This is a genomic window from Bradyrhizobium sp. SPXBL-02 (assembly GCF_051853065.1).
In the GTDB taxonomy this organism is placed as follows: domain Bacteria; phylum Pseudomonadota; class Alphaproteobacteria; order Rhizobiales; family Xanthobacteraceae; genus Bradyrhizobium.
Genome location: NZ_CP182474.1, coordinates 4881992 through 4895813 on the forward strand (window position 1 = coordinate 4881992; position 13822 = coordinate 4895813).

A 13822-nucleotide genomic window follows, 5' to 3' on the forward strand; every position below is an offset into this window, starting at 1 on the left:
CACCTTAGCAGGCGCAGGGACAGAAGCTGTGACGCGGCTGCAACGTTCATCGCCAGCGCGACGACATGCCTCAGGTAAGATGGTAGCGCAAGAGGGTTACGGCTTCAGATTCGGCGGCAGCGGCGGATCTTCGCGCATCAGGGTGATGGTCACCCGCCGGTTCGCGGCGAGCGAGGGATCGTCCGGAAACAGCGGCTGGGTATCGGCCTTGCCGGAGACGGCGAAGATGTGCGACGGCGGCAGGCCCTGGCGTTCGAGGATCTGACGCACCGCATTGGCACGGTCGGCCGACAGATCGAAGGCGCCGTAGTCGCTGCGGGTCGGCACGAACCCCGCCGCGGTGTGGCCGGCGATGGAAACGCGCAGCGGCGTCGCCTTGAGCGGGACCGCGAGCTTCTCGATCAGGCGGCGGGTGCGGTCGTAGGGCACCTTGGAGCCGTCGGCGAACATCGAGCGGCCGTCCTGGTCGACGATCTCCAGGTTGAGGCCCTGCTTGGTCTCCTCGAACATGATGTGCTTGGACATCTCGGTCAGCTCCGGCATGTCCTGCAGCGCCTGGCGCAGCGAGGCTGCCGCGAGCGCGAAATTGCGATCAACCTTGATCTTCGCGCCGGACGTCTTGTCGCGGTCTTCCTGGTCCGGCGTCGGCGTATTGGAGGCGTCCTCGGGCTGGATGTGATCGACGTTCTTCAGCCGCGGACGGGTCGGCAGGCCGTCGGACTCGACGATACCGGCGTAGCGCGCCTCGCTCTGCACGCCGAAGGCGTCGCGCATCGAGCCGGCGACGATCTTCAGCTTGTTGGCGTCCTGCGTCGAGAACGCGACGAGCATCACGAAGAAGCTCATCATCAGGCCCATCAGATCGGCGAAGGTCACGAACCAGCCGTGACCGCCTCCATGCGCATCGCCGCGTTTCTTCTTGGCCATGTCTCAAATCCCGGCGGGCGGCTTACGCCGGCACCGGCTCGCCATCGGCGTGACGATGCTTCTCCGGCAGATAGGCCAGCAGCATTTCGCGCACGAGCGTCGGGCTCTTGGAGTCGCGGATCATCAGGATGCCGTCGATGATCAGAGTGCGGTTGGTCTCCTCGTCCAGCAGCTTGCCGTGCAGCTTGTCGGCGATCGGCAGGCAGAACAGGTTCGCGACCAGCGCGCCGTAAAGGGTGGCGAGCAGCGCGGTCGCCATGAACGGGCCGAGCTTGGAAGGATCGGTCATGTTGGCGAACATCTGCACCATGCCGATCAAGGTGCCGATCATGCCGAACGCCGGAGCGCAATCGCCGATGGCGCGGTAGATCTTGCTGCCCTCGTCGAGATGCATGAGGAAGTTGTCGCGGTCGCGCTCGAGATTGTCGCGGATGAAGTCGAGGTCGTAGCCGTCGGCGACGTAGCGGATGCCCTTGGCGAGGAAGGGCTCGTCGGTCTCGACCTTTTCCAGTCCGACCGGGCCCTGCTTGCGGGCGATCTCGGCGATGCGGGCGAGCTCGTCGACGAGGTCGTGCGCCGACAGCCGGCTCATGGTGAAGGCGAACTTGGCGCCGAGCGGAAGGCCGTGCAGGAGCGCCGAAAGCGGAAACCGGATCATGGTGGCGGAGATCGAGCCGCCGAAGATGATGATCATCGCATGTTCGGAGATGAACATGTGAAGATCGCCGCCCATGAAGATCATCGCCACGATGACGATGGTGCCCGCAATGAGCCCGACGCTCGTCATGATATCCATGGGAAACTCCGACGCGTACGCAACAACGGCCGTCCTGGCCGCTGGCGCGGCCCAACCCCGAACCGCATCGGAAACCCTAGAGCGCCGCCCTTAAAGCCGCGTAAAGGTTAAGTCTGGACCGCGTGCCGCCCGCCGCCGCAATTGCCGTCCAGCGATAGGAATTTCAACATTTCGCTAACCATAAGGAGCCGCGCCACGACGTCACATCGGCTGCGGCCCTCCGCCACATCGTGGTCGGGGATCAGCTGGTGTTTGCTGGCGTTGCGACATGGCCGATCGTGGAGCCATCGCAATGTTGACGCTGTTCAGTCTTCTCACGGCGCTGCCCGCGGCGCTGGCGTTCCACCTGCTCGAGCCGGAGCTCGTGCTTCCGGCGTTCAGCGTGCTGCTCTTCGTCGAGGCCGCCTTCGCCGTGATCGCAGCACGGTTGATGCACAGCCCCGACAGCGCAGACGACCTAACAATGTGGGATTTTGCCGGCGGCTTCACCCTGATCGGATGCGCCGCCGCCGTGCTCGGCGAGCCCGATCAGGCCGCCTTGTTTCTGACCGAGCAAGGCGATCTACGGCCGGATTCGCGGCCGTAGATCGCCCCATTGGCCGTCAATGGATCTCCGCCGAGCGCTTCAGCGCCGCCTTCAGCTTCTCGAGCGAGAAATCCGGACTGCGGGCGATCTCCAGGATCGGCGTCTCGCGGCGGCCGCAGAGCTCGGCGGCCTCCGGCAGCTTTGCGGCAACGTCGAGCGGGATCACGATGGCGCCATGGCGGTCGGCGTGGATGAGATCGTCCGACTTCACGGTCATGCCGGCGACGCGCACCTCGCCGCCGAAGCTTTCCGCGTGCACCCAGGCGTGCGACGGGCCGATCGAGCCAGCCAGCGCCTGGAAGCCGGGCGCCCATTGCGGGATGTCGCGGATCGAGCCGTCGGTGATCACGCCGAGGCAGCCGAGCGCCTTGTGGACGTTGCTCTGCACCTCGCCCCAGAACGCGCCATAGCCGACGTCGGGTCCGTCGATGTCCTGGATCACCGAGATGCGCGGGCCATGGCCGGTGCCGACATATTCGTAATATTCGATGCGGCGCCTGGACTGCTCCTCGGCCGGAAGCGATGATTTCAGCACCGAGCGGATCGCCACCGTGCGGGCATAGCCGACGATCGGCGGCAGGTCGGGGAACGGGCAGACCAGTTGCTTGGTGGTGTAGCCGATCAGCCGCCGCTCGGGCGCCACGATCTCCATGGCATTGCAGATCGTCGGCGTGTCGTAGCGGCCCAGCGCTTCGAGGACGGAAGCGGGCAGCGGCCCGGTCGCGGAATTGGTCACGGCGTTCTCTCCCAGATTGGCGGCGGTTGATAGCGCGATGCCGCCGGCACAAGGGGCGATATAGCCGAGATCGGGCCTCGACCCAACTCAGGCAGGCCTCATGGCAGATATCCGCGTGCGGCCGTTAGAGCATGATCCGGAAAAGTGTGTAGCGGTTTTCCGAAAAGATCATGCTCAAACAACAACCTAAAGCGCGAGGAATCCCATCGCGCTTTAGTGCAGCCGCCCGGGCCTGTCGTCCTGGGGCGGCTCCGACAAATTCGCCAGCGTCGGTGCCGACGGCGGTGACGGGACCTCGCCTCCCGCCGGCGCGGTGGCTTCCACCGCGCGCGCCTGGTCGCGATAGGATTTGTAGCCGAGCGGCAGCGCGAGAAGGTACAGCACCGTGCCGATCGACAGCACGTGCCAGGGATAGGCGATCAGGAGCGCGATGAAGACGATTACGGCGACGAAGGCCGGCAGCACCAGCTCCGGCGGCACGCGCATGCGCTTGGTCTTGCCGGAGAACACCGGCAGGCGCGACACCATCAGGAACGCGATCAGAAGCGTGTAGGCCGCGGTCACCGCCGCAGGCGTGCGGCCGAGATCGAGGAATGCGACATAGATCGGCAGCAGCACGGTGATCGCGCCGGCGGGCGCCGGCACGCCGGTGAAGAAATTGGCGGCGAAGGCCGGCTTGTTCGGATCGTCCATGGTGGCGTTGAAGCGGGCGAGCCGCAGGCCGCCGGAGATCGCGAACACCATGGCGGCGATCCAGCCGGCATTGCCGAGCTCGTGCAGCTGCCAGAAATACAGCATCAGGCCGGGCGCCACGCCGAAATTGACGAAGTCGGCGAGGCTGTCGAGCTCGGCGCCGAACTTGGACTGCCCCTTGATCATGCGCGCGATGCGGCCGTCGATGCCGTCGAGCGCGGCCGCGAACACGATGGCGTAGACGGCGAGCGACATCCGCCCTTCGATCGACAGGCGGATCGAGGTCAGGCCGGCGCAGATCGCCAGCAGCGTGATGACGTTGGGCACCAGCATCCGCACCGGAATGGGGCGGAACCGCCGGCGGCGGACGTCGGGATCCCTAGAGTCGTAAGGCGTCATGGCTCGTCCTTATCTCGAGGCGAGATATAGCAAGCCAAGCCGCCCTCCGCCATTGCGGCGGAAGGCCTGCAAGCACCGACTATTGGTTAATTGGCGCGGAACGCGCGGCCCGGGTCGTCGCCGGCAAGGTCGGCCAGGATCGTCTCTCCGGCGATCGCGGTCTGCCCTTCCGAGACCAGCGCCTTGGTGCCCACGGGCAGGTAGACATCGAGGCGGGAGCCGAAGCGGATCAGGCCGAAGCGCTCGCCGGCGCCGATCGCCTGCCCCTCCCTGACGAAGCAGACGATGCGCTTGGCGACGAGGCCGGCGATCTGGACCACCCCGATCCGGGACGTCGGCGTCGTGATCACCAGCGAGTTGCGCTCGTTGTCCTCGCTCGCCTTGTCGAGCTCGGCGTTGATGAAGAGGCCGGGCCGATAGGCGATGCGGTCCACCCTGCCCGCCACTGGCGCCCGGTTCACATGGCAATTGAACACGCTCATGAAGATCGAGACGCGCGGCAGCGGCCGGTCGCCGAGCCCGAGCTCGGCCGGGGGCAGTGCCATGGTGATCATCGAGACGCGCCCGTCGGCCGGCGACACCACGAGACCCTCGCGCACCGGCGTCACACGGACGGGATCGCGGAAGAACAGCGCGCACCACACGGTCAGGACCGTGCCGATCCACCCCAGCGGCGACCACAGCCAGAACAGGATCAGGCTCGCCACCGCAAAGCCGCCGATGAAGGGATAGCCCTCCTTGTGGATCGGCGGGATCTGACGCTGGATCGAATCGAGAATGGACATCGCTATCTGCCGTTCGGGGTTGATGGCACGGGTCGTTGCGCGGGCTTGTTTAGGCCAGACTTGGGACCGGAGACAAGGTCACTCCGCCGCAGCGGGCGTCGTCAGGATGTCGTCGACCGGCGGCGGCTCCCGGTTGGGCGCGGCATTGGTGTCGGCCATCTTGGCCAGTTTCTCGCGGGCCGCCTCGGCCTCGCGCTGCCTGTTCCACATGCTGGCATAGAGCCCGCCCTGCGCGAGCAGGCTCGCGTGAGTGCCGCGCTCGGCGATGCGTCCCTGGTCCAGCACGATGATTTCGTCGGCGCCGACGATGGTGGAAAGCCGATGCGCGATCACCAGCGAGGTGCGGTTCTTGGCCACGCGGTCGAGCGCCCCCTGGATCTCGTGCTCGGTGTGGGTGTCGAGCGCCGAGGTCGCCTCGTCCAGCACCAGGATCGGCGGCGCCTTGAGCACCGTGCGTGCGATCGCCACGCGCTGCTTCTCGCCGCCCGACAATTTCAGGCCGCGCTCGCCGACCTGGGTCTCGTAGCCCTTCGGCGCCATGCGGATGAAGTGGTCGATCTGCGCCAGCCGGGCGGCCTCCTCGACTTCGGCATCGCCGGCGTCCCAGCGGCCATAGCGGATGTTGTAGCGGATGGTATCGTTGAACAGCACCGTGTCCTGCGGCACCATGCCGATCGATGCGCGCAAGCTGGCCTGCGTGACCTCGCGGATGTCCTGGCCGTCGATTAGGATCCTCCCGCCGGAAATGTCATAGAGGCGAAACAGCAGCCGCGAGATGGTCGACTTGCCGGCGCCGGAGGGGCCGACGATGGCAACGGTCTTGCCGGCCGGCACCTCGAAGCTGATGCCCCTCAGGATCGGGCGCGTCGGCTCATAGGCAAAGCGCACGTCCTCGAAGCGCACCGTGCCGGCGGAGATGACCAGCGGCTTCGCGCCAGGCGCATCCTTGATCTCGGCCTCGCGGCCCAGCACGCCGAACATCTTCTCGATGTCGATGATCGCCTGCTTGATCTCGCGATAGACCATGCCCATGAAGTTCAGCGGCTGGTAGAGCTGGATCATCATGGCATTGACCAGCACGAAATCGCCGACCGTGTTGGTGCCGTTGCGCACGCCGATCGCGCACATCAGCATGGTTGCGGTCAGGCCAAGCGTGAAGATCACGGCTTGTCCGGTATTGAGCACGGCGAGAGACGTATAGGTGCGGACGCTCGCCTCCTCGTAGCGTTCGACCGATTTGTCGTAGCGCTGCGCCTCGCGCGCTTCGGCGCCGAAATACTTCACCGTCTCGTAGTTGAGCAGCGAGTCGATCGCCTTGGTATTCGCCTCGGTGTCGGAATCGTTCATCTTGCGGCGGATGCCGATCCGCCACTCGGTCGCGATATAGGTGTAGTACATGTAGAGCGTGACCGTGATCAGGGTCGCGACCACGTAACGCCAGTCGAATTGCCAGAGCAGCACCGCCAGCAGCAGCGAGACCTCGACGATGGTCGGGATCAGCTGCAGGATCACCATGCGCACGATGACCTCGATGCCCTCGCGGCCGCGCTCGAGCACGCGCGTCAAACCGCCGGTCTTGCGCTCGAGGTGGAAGCGCAGCGACAGCTCGTGCATGTGGATGAAGGTGAGGGTCGCGAGCTTGCGCACCGCATGCATGGCGACGCGGGCGAAGATGCCGTCGCGCCATTGCGTCAGCACCGCCATCAGGATGCGCATCACCCCGTAGCTCGCGGTCAGCAGGAAAGGCGAGGCGATCACCCAGAGATGCCAATTGTCGGGCGCGACCGGCGCGGTGTTGGCGCCCGTCAGCGCATCCGTCGCCCATTTGAAGCTGAACGGCACCGCGAGCGTGATCAGCTTGGCGGCGAGCAGCAGCACCAGCGACCAGACCACCCGCATCTTCAGGTCGAAGCGGTCGCCCGGCCAGATATAGGGCCACAGATGCGCGAGCGTGCCCATCAGCGTGGCCCCAGCCTGCGGTCCTGCCGCGGCAGGATCAGGAACGTCGGCGCCGTCGAACGATTGAGGTTGGTCCATCAAGAAACCTGAAAGCCCGCCGGATGCGGGCGCAACTGCGATTAACGATTTTCGCCCGTCATATAGAGCCTTCCCGATGCCCGCGCACCCCGCCAGATGGCGAATCCTGGATCGTTTGTCGCGATTTACCGGTAAATTCCCGGAAGCACCGAATCACCGTTTGGGCTTGACGCCACTTCGCTGCAATGCATCATGGCACCAATGAGCACGATCAAAACCGTCTGTGTCTATTGCGGCTCCGGCCCTGGAACAAATCCCAACTTCATCGCAGCGGCGAAGGCGCTAGGCAGAGCGCTGGCGGAAAGCAAGATCCGCCTCGTTTATGGCGGCGGCTCGCTCGGCCTGATGGGGGCGGTCGCAACCTCCGTGCTCGATCACGGCGGCATGGTCACCGGCATCATCCCCGACTTCCTGCGGATGCGCGAGAACGCCCTGACGCGCGTGCAGGAGATGGTCGTCACGCCCGACATGCACGAGCGCAAGCGGCTGATGTTCGAGCGCTCCGACGCCTTCGTGGCCCTGCCCGGCGGGCTCGGCACGCTCGAGGAGCTGGTGGAGCAGCTGACCTGGCAGCAACTCGGCCGTCACGCCAAGCCCGTGCTGCTCGCCAACATCGATAATTTCTGGGAGCCGCTGTTCTCGCTGGTGTACCACATGCGCCAGACCGAGTTCATCCGCGCCGGCCTTTCGGTCGACATCCTCAAGGCGGACAAGGTCGAGGAGATCATCCCGCGGCTGCGCTCTGCAGCTGCGCAGATTCCCGACAGCCAGCGCGATCTCGCGCCGGAAGTGGCGCGTAAGTTGTAACGCCTACTCTGCCGGGAACGTCACCGCCTCGATCCGGTTGCCGTCGGGATCGGTGACGAAGGCGGCGTAATAGCGCACACGATCGTGCGGGCGGATGCCCGGTGCGCCGTCGGAGGCGCCGCCAGCGGACAGCGCCGCTGCGTGAAACGCATCGACCTCGGCCGTGGTTTTCGCCCGCAGGCAGATATGCACGCCGCTCTCCGGCGCGACAGGCGGCATGCCCTCGCGCAGATTGATCCAGAACTCCGGATAGGTCTTGCCGAACCCGACCGTCCGCGGCCGCGTGACGAGGCGCGTGAGGCCGAGTGCGGCGAGCGTCGCCTCGTAGAATTTCGCGGCGCGATCGAGATCGCTGACGCCGACGGAGATGTGATCGATCATTGGTCGCGCTCCCCTCTCTCCTCGTCATTGCGAGCGACTTGTCCGCCATAGCTCGAAGAGCGACGGCGGAAGCGAAGCAATCCAGAATCTTTCCGCGGAGGCAGTCTGGATTGCTTCGTCGCTTCGCTCCTCGCAATGACGGTGTTTGTGGTCGCGCCCGTCTAAGCCGGCGCCCCCGACTTCACCAGCTTGTAGATCACCGAATCCATCAACGCCTGGAACGAGGCGTCGATGATGTTCGGGGACACGCCGACCGTGGTCCAGCGATCGCCGTTCTCGTCCTCGCTCTCGATCAGCACGCGCGTGACCGCGCCGGTGCCGCCATTGAGGATACGGACGCGATAGTCGATCAGCGTCAGGCCCTCGATGAATTTCTGGTACTTGCCGAGGTCCTTGCGCAGCGCGACGTCGAGCGCGTTGACGGGACCGTTGCCTTCGGCGGCCGAGATCAGATGCTCGCCGGCGACGTCGACCTTGACCACCGCGAGCGCCACCGTGACGCGCTCGCCGAGCGCGTTGTAGCGCTGCTCGACGTTGACGTCGAACTGCTCGACCTCGAAATAATGCGGCACCTTGCCGAGCGTGCGGCGCGCCAGGAGCTCGAACGAGGCGTTGGCGGATTCGTAGGCATAGCCGGCCGCCTCGCGCTCTTTCAGTTCTTCGACGAGACGCGTCAGCTTCGGATCGCTCTTTTCATAAGAGATACCGGCGCGGTCGAGCTCGGCGATGACATTGGAGCGCCCGGCCTGATCGGACACCAGCACCTTGCGGTGATTGCCGACCAGCTCCGGCAAGACATGCTCGTAGGTCTGCGGATCCTTCAGCACGGCGGAGGCATGGATGCCGGTCTTGGTGACGAAGGCGCTCTCGCCGACATAAGCCGCATGCCGGTTCGGCACGCGGTTGAGCATGTCGTCGAGCGTGCGCGACACCTTGACGAGCGTCGCTAGCTTCCCCGTGGTGACGCCGATCTCGAAAGCCTCGGCAAACCCCGCTTTCAGCTTCAGCGTCGGGATCAGCGAGCAGAGATTGGCGTTGCCGCAGCGCTCGCCGAGGCCGTTCAGCGTGCCCTGGATCTGCCGCGCGCCGGCACGCACCGCCGCGAGCGAATTGGCCACCGCCTGCTCGGTGTCGTTATGGGCGTGGATGCCGACGTGATCGCCGGGGATGTGCCTGGTCACGTCTCTGACGATGGCTTCGACCTCATCGGGCATGGTGCCGCCATTGGTGTCGCACAGCACCACCCAGCGCGCGCCGGCCTCATAGGCGGCCTTGGCGCAGGCAAGCGCGAAGGCCGCGTCTTCCTTGTAGCCGTCGAAGAAATGCTCGCAATCGAGCATCACCTCGCGGCCGGCCGCCTTTGCCGCCGCGACGCTGTCGCGGATCGAGGCGAGGTTCTCTTCCTTCGTGGTCTCCAACGCGACGCGCACCTGATAGGCCGACGACTTCGCCACGAAGCAGATTGCATCCGCCTTCGCTTCCAAAAGGCCTGCGACGCCCGGATCGTTGGACACCGACCGCCCTGCCCGGCGCGTCATGCCGAACGCGGTGAAGCGCGCATGATTGAGCTTGGGTTTGGTCGCGAAGAATTCGCTGTCGAGCGGATTGGCGCCGGGATAGCCGCCCTCGACATAATCGATGCCGAGATCGTCGAGCATCGCCGCGATGACCTGCTTGTCGGCCAGCGTGAAGTCGACGCCGTTGGTCTGCGCCCCATCGCGCAGCGTGGTGTCGAACAGATAGAGACGCTCCTTGCTCATTGCCCCGCTCCGAGCGTCTTTTTCATGGTGGTGTTGGCGAGCCACTCGTCATTCACAGTGACGCTGTTGCGCTGCTGGGCGGTGTAGCCGCGCTTGGCGAAGAAGCCCTCCGCGGTGTCGCTGGCGTCGACCGAGAGACTCTTGGCGCCGCGGCCGCCGGCGAGCTTCTCCAGCGCGTCGACCAGCATGGTCGCGATGCCCTGCCCGGCCACGGCCGGATGCACATAGAGCATGCGGATATGATCGTTGCCGCGCAGTGAGGCGAAGCCGACGGGCGAGCCTTCCAGCGTTGCGATCAGCGTCAGGTCGGACGCGAGCCGCTTGCCAAACTCCTCGTCCTCGGCCGCCGCCATCCAGGCTTCCTGCTGCGCCTCGCTATAGTCGTCGCCGGTCAATTCCTCGATGCTGGCGGCGAAGATCGCGGCGAGGATCGGCACATCCGCCGGGAGGAAAGGCCTCAATGCGGGCTTTGGCAAAGTCTGTCCCATCGTCCTCACCACATCCCATAGAGCTTGAGCGCGATCGCCACCGCGCCGGCGAGCAGCGCGATCTTCAGCGCGATGTAATAGAGCCAGTGCCGCGGAAACGGCGTGTCGGGCCGCTTCATCGCGCGATCTCCCAAGTCGTGCCATCCCTGGAATCCTTGATCGCAACGCCCATCGCGGCGAGCAGATCGCGGATGCGGTCGGACTCCTTGAAATCTTTCCGGCTACGGGCGGCTGTCCGCTCCGCGAGCAGGCGCTCGACCTCCTTGGCATCGACCCCGCTCGCCTGCTGCTTGCGTCCTTCCCACTGCGCCGCACTCTCGGACAGGAATCCGAGCAGCCGCAACGAGCCCGCAAGACCGGCGATGTCGTTGCCGCGCAGGCCGTGCAGCGCCGCGATCGCCTGCGGCGTGTTGAGGTCGTCGAGCAGTGGTTCGACCACCGATGCAGCCGGCTCGCCGGGCGCGACGTCGGCCGCCGCGACACGATACCAGTCGTCGAGCGTCCTGGCGCTCTCCTCCAGCGACTTCATGGTCCAGTCGATCGGCGAGTGATAGTGCGTCTTGAGCATGTTGAGGCGCAGCACCTCGCCCGGCCAATCCCCAAGCAGCTCGTGGATGGTGATGAAGTTGCCGAGGCTCTTCGACATCTTCTCACTCTCGACCTGCAGGAAGCCGTTGTGCATCCAATAGTTCGCCATGCGCTCGCGGTGGAACGCGCAGCAGGTCTGCGCGACCTCGTTCTCGTGATGGGGAAACACGAGATCAATGCCGCCGCCGTGGATGTCGAAGTGCTCGCCGAGATGCTTCCAGGCCATCGCCGAGCACTCGATGTGCCAGCCCGGACGCCCCTCCACCCTGATGCCGGATGGCGACGGCCAGGACGGCTCGCCCGGCTTGGACGGCTTCCACAGCACGAAGTCGGTCGCATCCCGCTTGTAGGGCGCAACATCGACCCGCGCGCCCGCGATCATCTCGTCGAGCGAGCGCTTCGACAACGCGCCATAGCGCGGCAGCGCGGAATTGGCCGCATTCATCGCCTGCGGCGAGAACAGCACGTGGTCCTCGGCGACATAGGCAAAGCCTCCGGCGACCAGCCGCTCGATGATCTCGCACATCTCGCCGATATGCTCGGTCGCGCGCGGCTCGACGCTCGGCCGCAGCGCGCCCAGCGCGTCGACGTCGGCGTGAAACTGCTTGCCGGTCTGCTCGGTGACCTTGCGGATCGCCTCGTTCAGCGGCAGGCCGGGAAAATCGCGCGCGGCGCGGTCGTTGATCTTGTCGTCGACGTCGGTGATGTTGCGGACATATTTGACATGCGCCTCGCCATAGAGGTGGCGCAGTAGGCGAAACAGCACGTCGAACACGATCACCGGCCGGGCATTGCCGATGTGGGCGAAGTCGTAGACCGTCGGTCCGCAGACATACATGCGGACGTTGTTCGGATCGAGCGGCACGAAGGTGCGCTTTTCCCGGCTCAACGTATCGTAAAGACGCAATTCCATGACAACCCATCCCTCTCGGCCGGGCGTCCAAGGCTCTCAATGTGTTTGAGAAAAGACGGCTCCAGCCAGCGAATCGCTAGCTCGTAATCTCGCGGCAAATGGCGCAAATGGCGAGGAGACCGTTCATGCGGCCACATATGGGCCACCACGGGCCCCGGCGTCAAGGGCCGCGAAAATGCCGTTTTTGCCTCCGCAAAGGGCGCGGCCGGCCTTCAGGGTTCATGATCCCCTAACCATTTGAGCCCATTCTGGAACCTGCGGTTCCCTGATTTTTTGCCCCCGGTATTTTCATGCGATCCCTGCTCGCGCTCATTTTTGGCGCCTCGCTCCTTGCAGCACCTCAGGCGTGGGCCGAGAGCCGCGTCTTCATCATCGCCGACCAGTGCCTGGCCAAGAGCGACACCAAGGGCGACACATGCGGCGCCTCCGCCGCGCGGACCTATTGCCAGTCACGAGATTTTGCAAAGGCATCAAGCTATCGCCGGGTCGACCCCGACGAAATTACCGGCTCCGTCCCCAAAACCGGCACAAACTGCTCCCATGGCCATTGCGACGAATATGTCGCAATCACCTGCCAGCGCTGAATTCGCTCGGAGCTGGCGGACCTTAGGACCAGTCTTCGGCCCCTGAAACGACGTGACGATGCCGCAGGAAGCGGCTATTGGGAGGGCGCGCTTCGGCCCCCAACTCACTTGGGAAGTCACTTGGACGATCACGCTGGGCCGTGACCTCGCTAGAATGGCGGATATGCCTGAATTCCTCTCTCTCTTCCGTGCCCGTTCCCTCCTTGCCTGCACCGTGCTCCTCGGCACCGTCGTGCTCGCCAATGGCGCATTCGCGCAGGCCGGCCCGCCGCCCCAGCCGGGCCAGAACGGGCTCGGACCCAATCCGATGTGCGTGCGCCTGGAGGCCCAGCTCGCCGCGCTCGATCGCGGCGGCGGGGGTGATGCCGCGCGCGAGGAGCAGATCCGCCGCTATCAGGATTCCCAGGCCAAGCAGCAGGCCGAGCTCGACCGCGTCACCATGCAAGCCAAGCGCATGGGCTGCGATTCCTCCGGCTTCTTCTCGCTGTTCGGTGGCCAGCAGGCGCAATGCGGTCCGGTCAACACCCAGATCCAGCAGATGCGCGCCAATCTGGACCAGATCACCGGCAATCTCGAGCGGCTGCGCGGCGGCAGCGGCGCCAGCCCGGAGCGCGATAACCAGCGCCGCTCGGTGCTGATGGCGCTGGCCCAGAACAATTGCGGGCCGCAATATGCCAACGCCGCGCAATCGCAAGGCGGCGGCAATTTCCTGAGCAATCTGTTCGGCGGCAACAACCCGAACAATCCGCAAGCCATGCCGCCCTCCGATCTCGGCCCGCAATCCGGCACCTTCCGCACCGTCTGCGTGCGCACCTGCGACGGCGCCTATTTCCCGATCTCCTTTGCCACCGTGCCGGCGCGCTTCGGCGACGACGAGAAGACCTGCAAGGCGCTGTGTCCGGCCGCGGAAGCCGTGCTCTACACCCATCGCAATCCCGGCGAGGACATGAACGCGGCGGTCTCGATCGGCGGCCAGCCCTACACGGCGCTGCCGACCGCATTCAAATTCCGCAGCGAGTTCAACCCGTCCTGCTCCTGCAAGGCGGCAGGCCAGACCTGGGCGGATGCGCTGAAATCCGCCGACGACAAGACCAGCGTCGAGCAGCAGGGCGACATCATCGTCACCGAGGAAAGTGCCAGGAAGATGCAGCAGCAGCGGCTCAACAAGGGCGCGCCCCAGCCTGCCAATGCCAAGAAGGGCACGGCGCCCCCTCCGACGACGGCCACGGCGGCACCGCCGGCGGACGCCGGGACGCCCGCGGCGGGTTCAGAGAACAAGCCGATCCGCTCGGTCGGCCCGACCTTCCTGCCGCAGCAGCAGAAGTAGGCCGTCACTCTGTCA

At 65.5% G+C, this 13822-nt stretch carries 14 protein-coding genes; 4 read left to right on the forward strand and 10 right to left on the reverse strand.

Annotated elements, in window-relative coordinates; translation table 11 throughout:
* Positions 1-96 precede the first annotated feature (96 nt).
* Together ACNJYD_RS23020 and ACNJYD_RS23025 are read right to left on the reverse strand one after the other, a co-directional pair.
* Positions 97-927 carry an OmpA/MotB family protein gene (locus tag ACNJYD_RS23020; protein WP_212257364.1) on the reverse strand — a complete coding sequence of 277 codons (831 nt, stop codon included), beginning with the start codon at positions 925-927 and terminating at the stop codon, positions 97-99.
* 22 nt (positions 928-949) lie between these two features.
* A complete protein-coding gene (locus tag ACNJYD_RS23025; RefSeq protein ID WP_172788099.1) occupies positions 950-1723 on the reverse strand; it encodes a motility protein A in 774 nt (257 codons plus the stop codon).
* Between the two features lie 268 nt (positions 1724-1991).
* Here ACNJYD_RS23025 and ACNJYD_RS23030 point away from each other — a divergent pair, with 268 nt between their 5' ends.
* Positions 1992-2309, forward strand: a complete 318-nt coding sequence (locus ACNJYD_RS23030) for a hypothetical protein (protein ID WP_246571313.1) — start codon at positions 1992-1994, stop codon at positions 2307-2309.
* 16 nt (positions 2310-2325) lie between these two features.
* Here ACNJYD_RS23030 and ACNJYD_RS23035 read toward each other — a convergent pair whose 3' ends face one another.
* From ACNJYD_RS23035 to ACNJYD_RS23050, 4 genes are all read right to left on the reverse strand, one after another.
* On the reverse strand, positions 2326-3045 hold the full coding sequence (locus ACNJYD_RS23035; RefSeq protein ID WP_212257363.1) for an RraA family protein: 720 nt from the start codon (positions 3043-3045) through the stop codon (positions 2326-2328).
* Positions 3046-3258: 213 nt separating this feature from the next.
* Complete coding sequence (locus ACNJYD_RS23040; RefSeq protein WP_172788096.1) at positions 3259-4137, reverse strand: CDP-alcohol phosphatidyltransferase family protein; 879 nt, start codon at positions 4135-4137, stop codon at positions 3259-3261.
* 86 nt (positions 4138-4223) lie between these two features.
* A complete protein-coding gene (locus ACNJYD_RS23045; protein ID WP_172788095.1) occupies positions 4224-4922 on the reverse strand; it encodes a phosphatidylserine decarboxylase in 699 nt (232 codons plus the stop codon).
* Positions 4923-5000: 78 nt separating this feature from the next.
* Positions 5001-6959 carry an ABCB family ABC transporter ATP-binding protein/permease gene (locus ACNJYD_RS23050; RefSeq protein ID WP_439363379.1) on the reverse strand — a complete coding sequence of 653 codons (1959 nt, stop codon included), beginning with the start codon at positions 6957-6959 and terminating at the stop codon, positions 5001-5003.
* 201 nt (positions 6960-7160) lie between these two features.
* On the opposite strand from ACNJYD_RS23050, the gene ACNJYD_RS23055 reads away from it, so the two are divergent.
* The gene (locus tag ACNJYD_RS23055; protein WP_439363380.1) at positions 7161-7766 is read left to right on the forward strand and encodes a TIGR00730 family Rossman fold protein; all 606 of its coding nucleotides are present in this window, start codon (positions 7161-7163) and stop codon (positions 7764-7766) included.
* Between the two features lie 3 nt (positions 7767-7769).
* On the opposite strand, the gene ACNJYD_RS23060 is transcribed toward ACNJYD_RS23055, so the two are convergent.
* The 4 genes from ACNJYD_RS23060 to cysS all read right to left on the reverse strand — a co-directional run bounded on the left by ACNJYD_RS23060 (position 7770) and on the right by cysS (position 11896).
* Entirely contained in the window at positions 7770-8147 is a 378-nt protein-coding gene (locus ACNJYD_RS23060) for a VOC family protein (protein ID WP_439363382.1), read from the reverse strand.
* Positions 8148-8308: 161 nt separating this feature from the next.
* Positions 8309-9907, reverse strand: a complete 1599-nt coding sequence (gene cimA, locus ACNJYD_RS23065) for a citramalate synthase (RefSeq protein WP_439363384.1) — start codon at positions 9905-9907, stop codon at positions 8309-8311.
* Positions 9904-10395 (reverse strand): GNAT family N-acetyltransferase, encoded by a 492-nt coding sequence (locus ACNJYD_RS23070; protein WP_212257360.1) that lies wholly within the window; start codon positions 10393-10395, stop codon positions 9904-9906. The genes cimA and ACNJYD_RS23070 overlap by 4 nt, the downstream gene beginning before the upstream one ends.
* 115 nt (positions 10396-10510) lie before the next feature.
* Positions 10511-11896 (reverse strand): cysteine--tRNA ligase, encoded by a 1386-nt coding sequence (gene cysS, locus ACNJYD_RS23075; protein ID WP_439363386.1) that lies wholly within the window; start codon positions 11894-11896, stop codon positions 10511-10513.
* A gap of 290 nt (positions 11897-12186) precedes the next feature.
* Between cysS and ACNJYD_RS23080 the strand changes: the two genes are divergently transcribed.
* Positions 12187-12480 carry a hypothetical protein gene (locus ACNJYD_RS23080; protein WP_172788088.1) on the forward strand — a complete coding sequence of 98 codons (294 nt, stop codon included), beginning with the start codon at positions 12187-12189 and terminating at the stop codon, positions 12478-12480.
* A 154-nt stretch (positions 12481-12634) separates the two neighbouring features.
* A complete protein-coding gene (locus ACNJYD_RS23085; RefSeq protein ID WP_439363388.1) occupies positions 12635-13807 on the forward strand; it encodes a DUF2865 domain-containing protein in 1173 nt (390 codons plus the stop codon).
* The last annotated feature ends 15 nt before the right edge of the window (positions 13808-13822 follow it).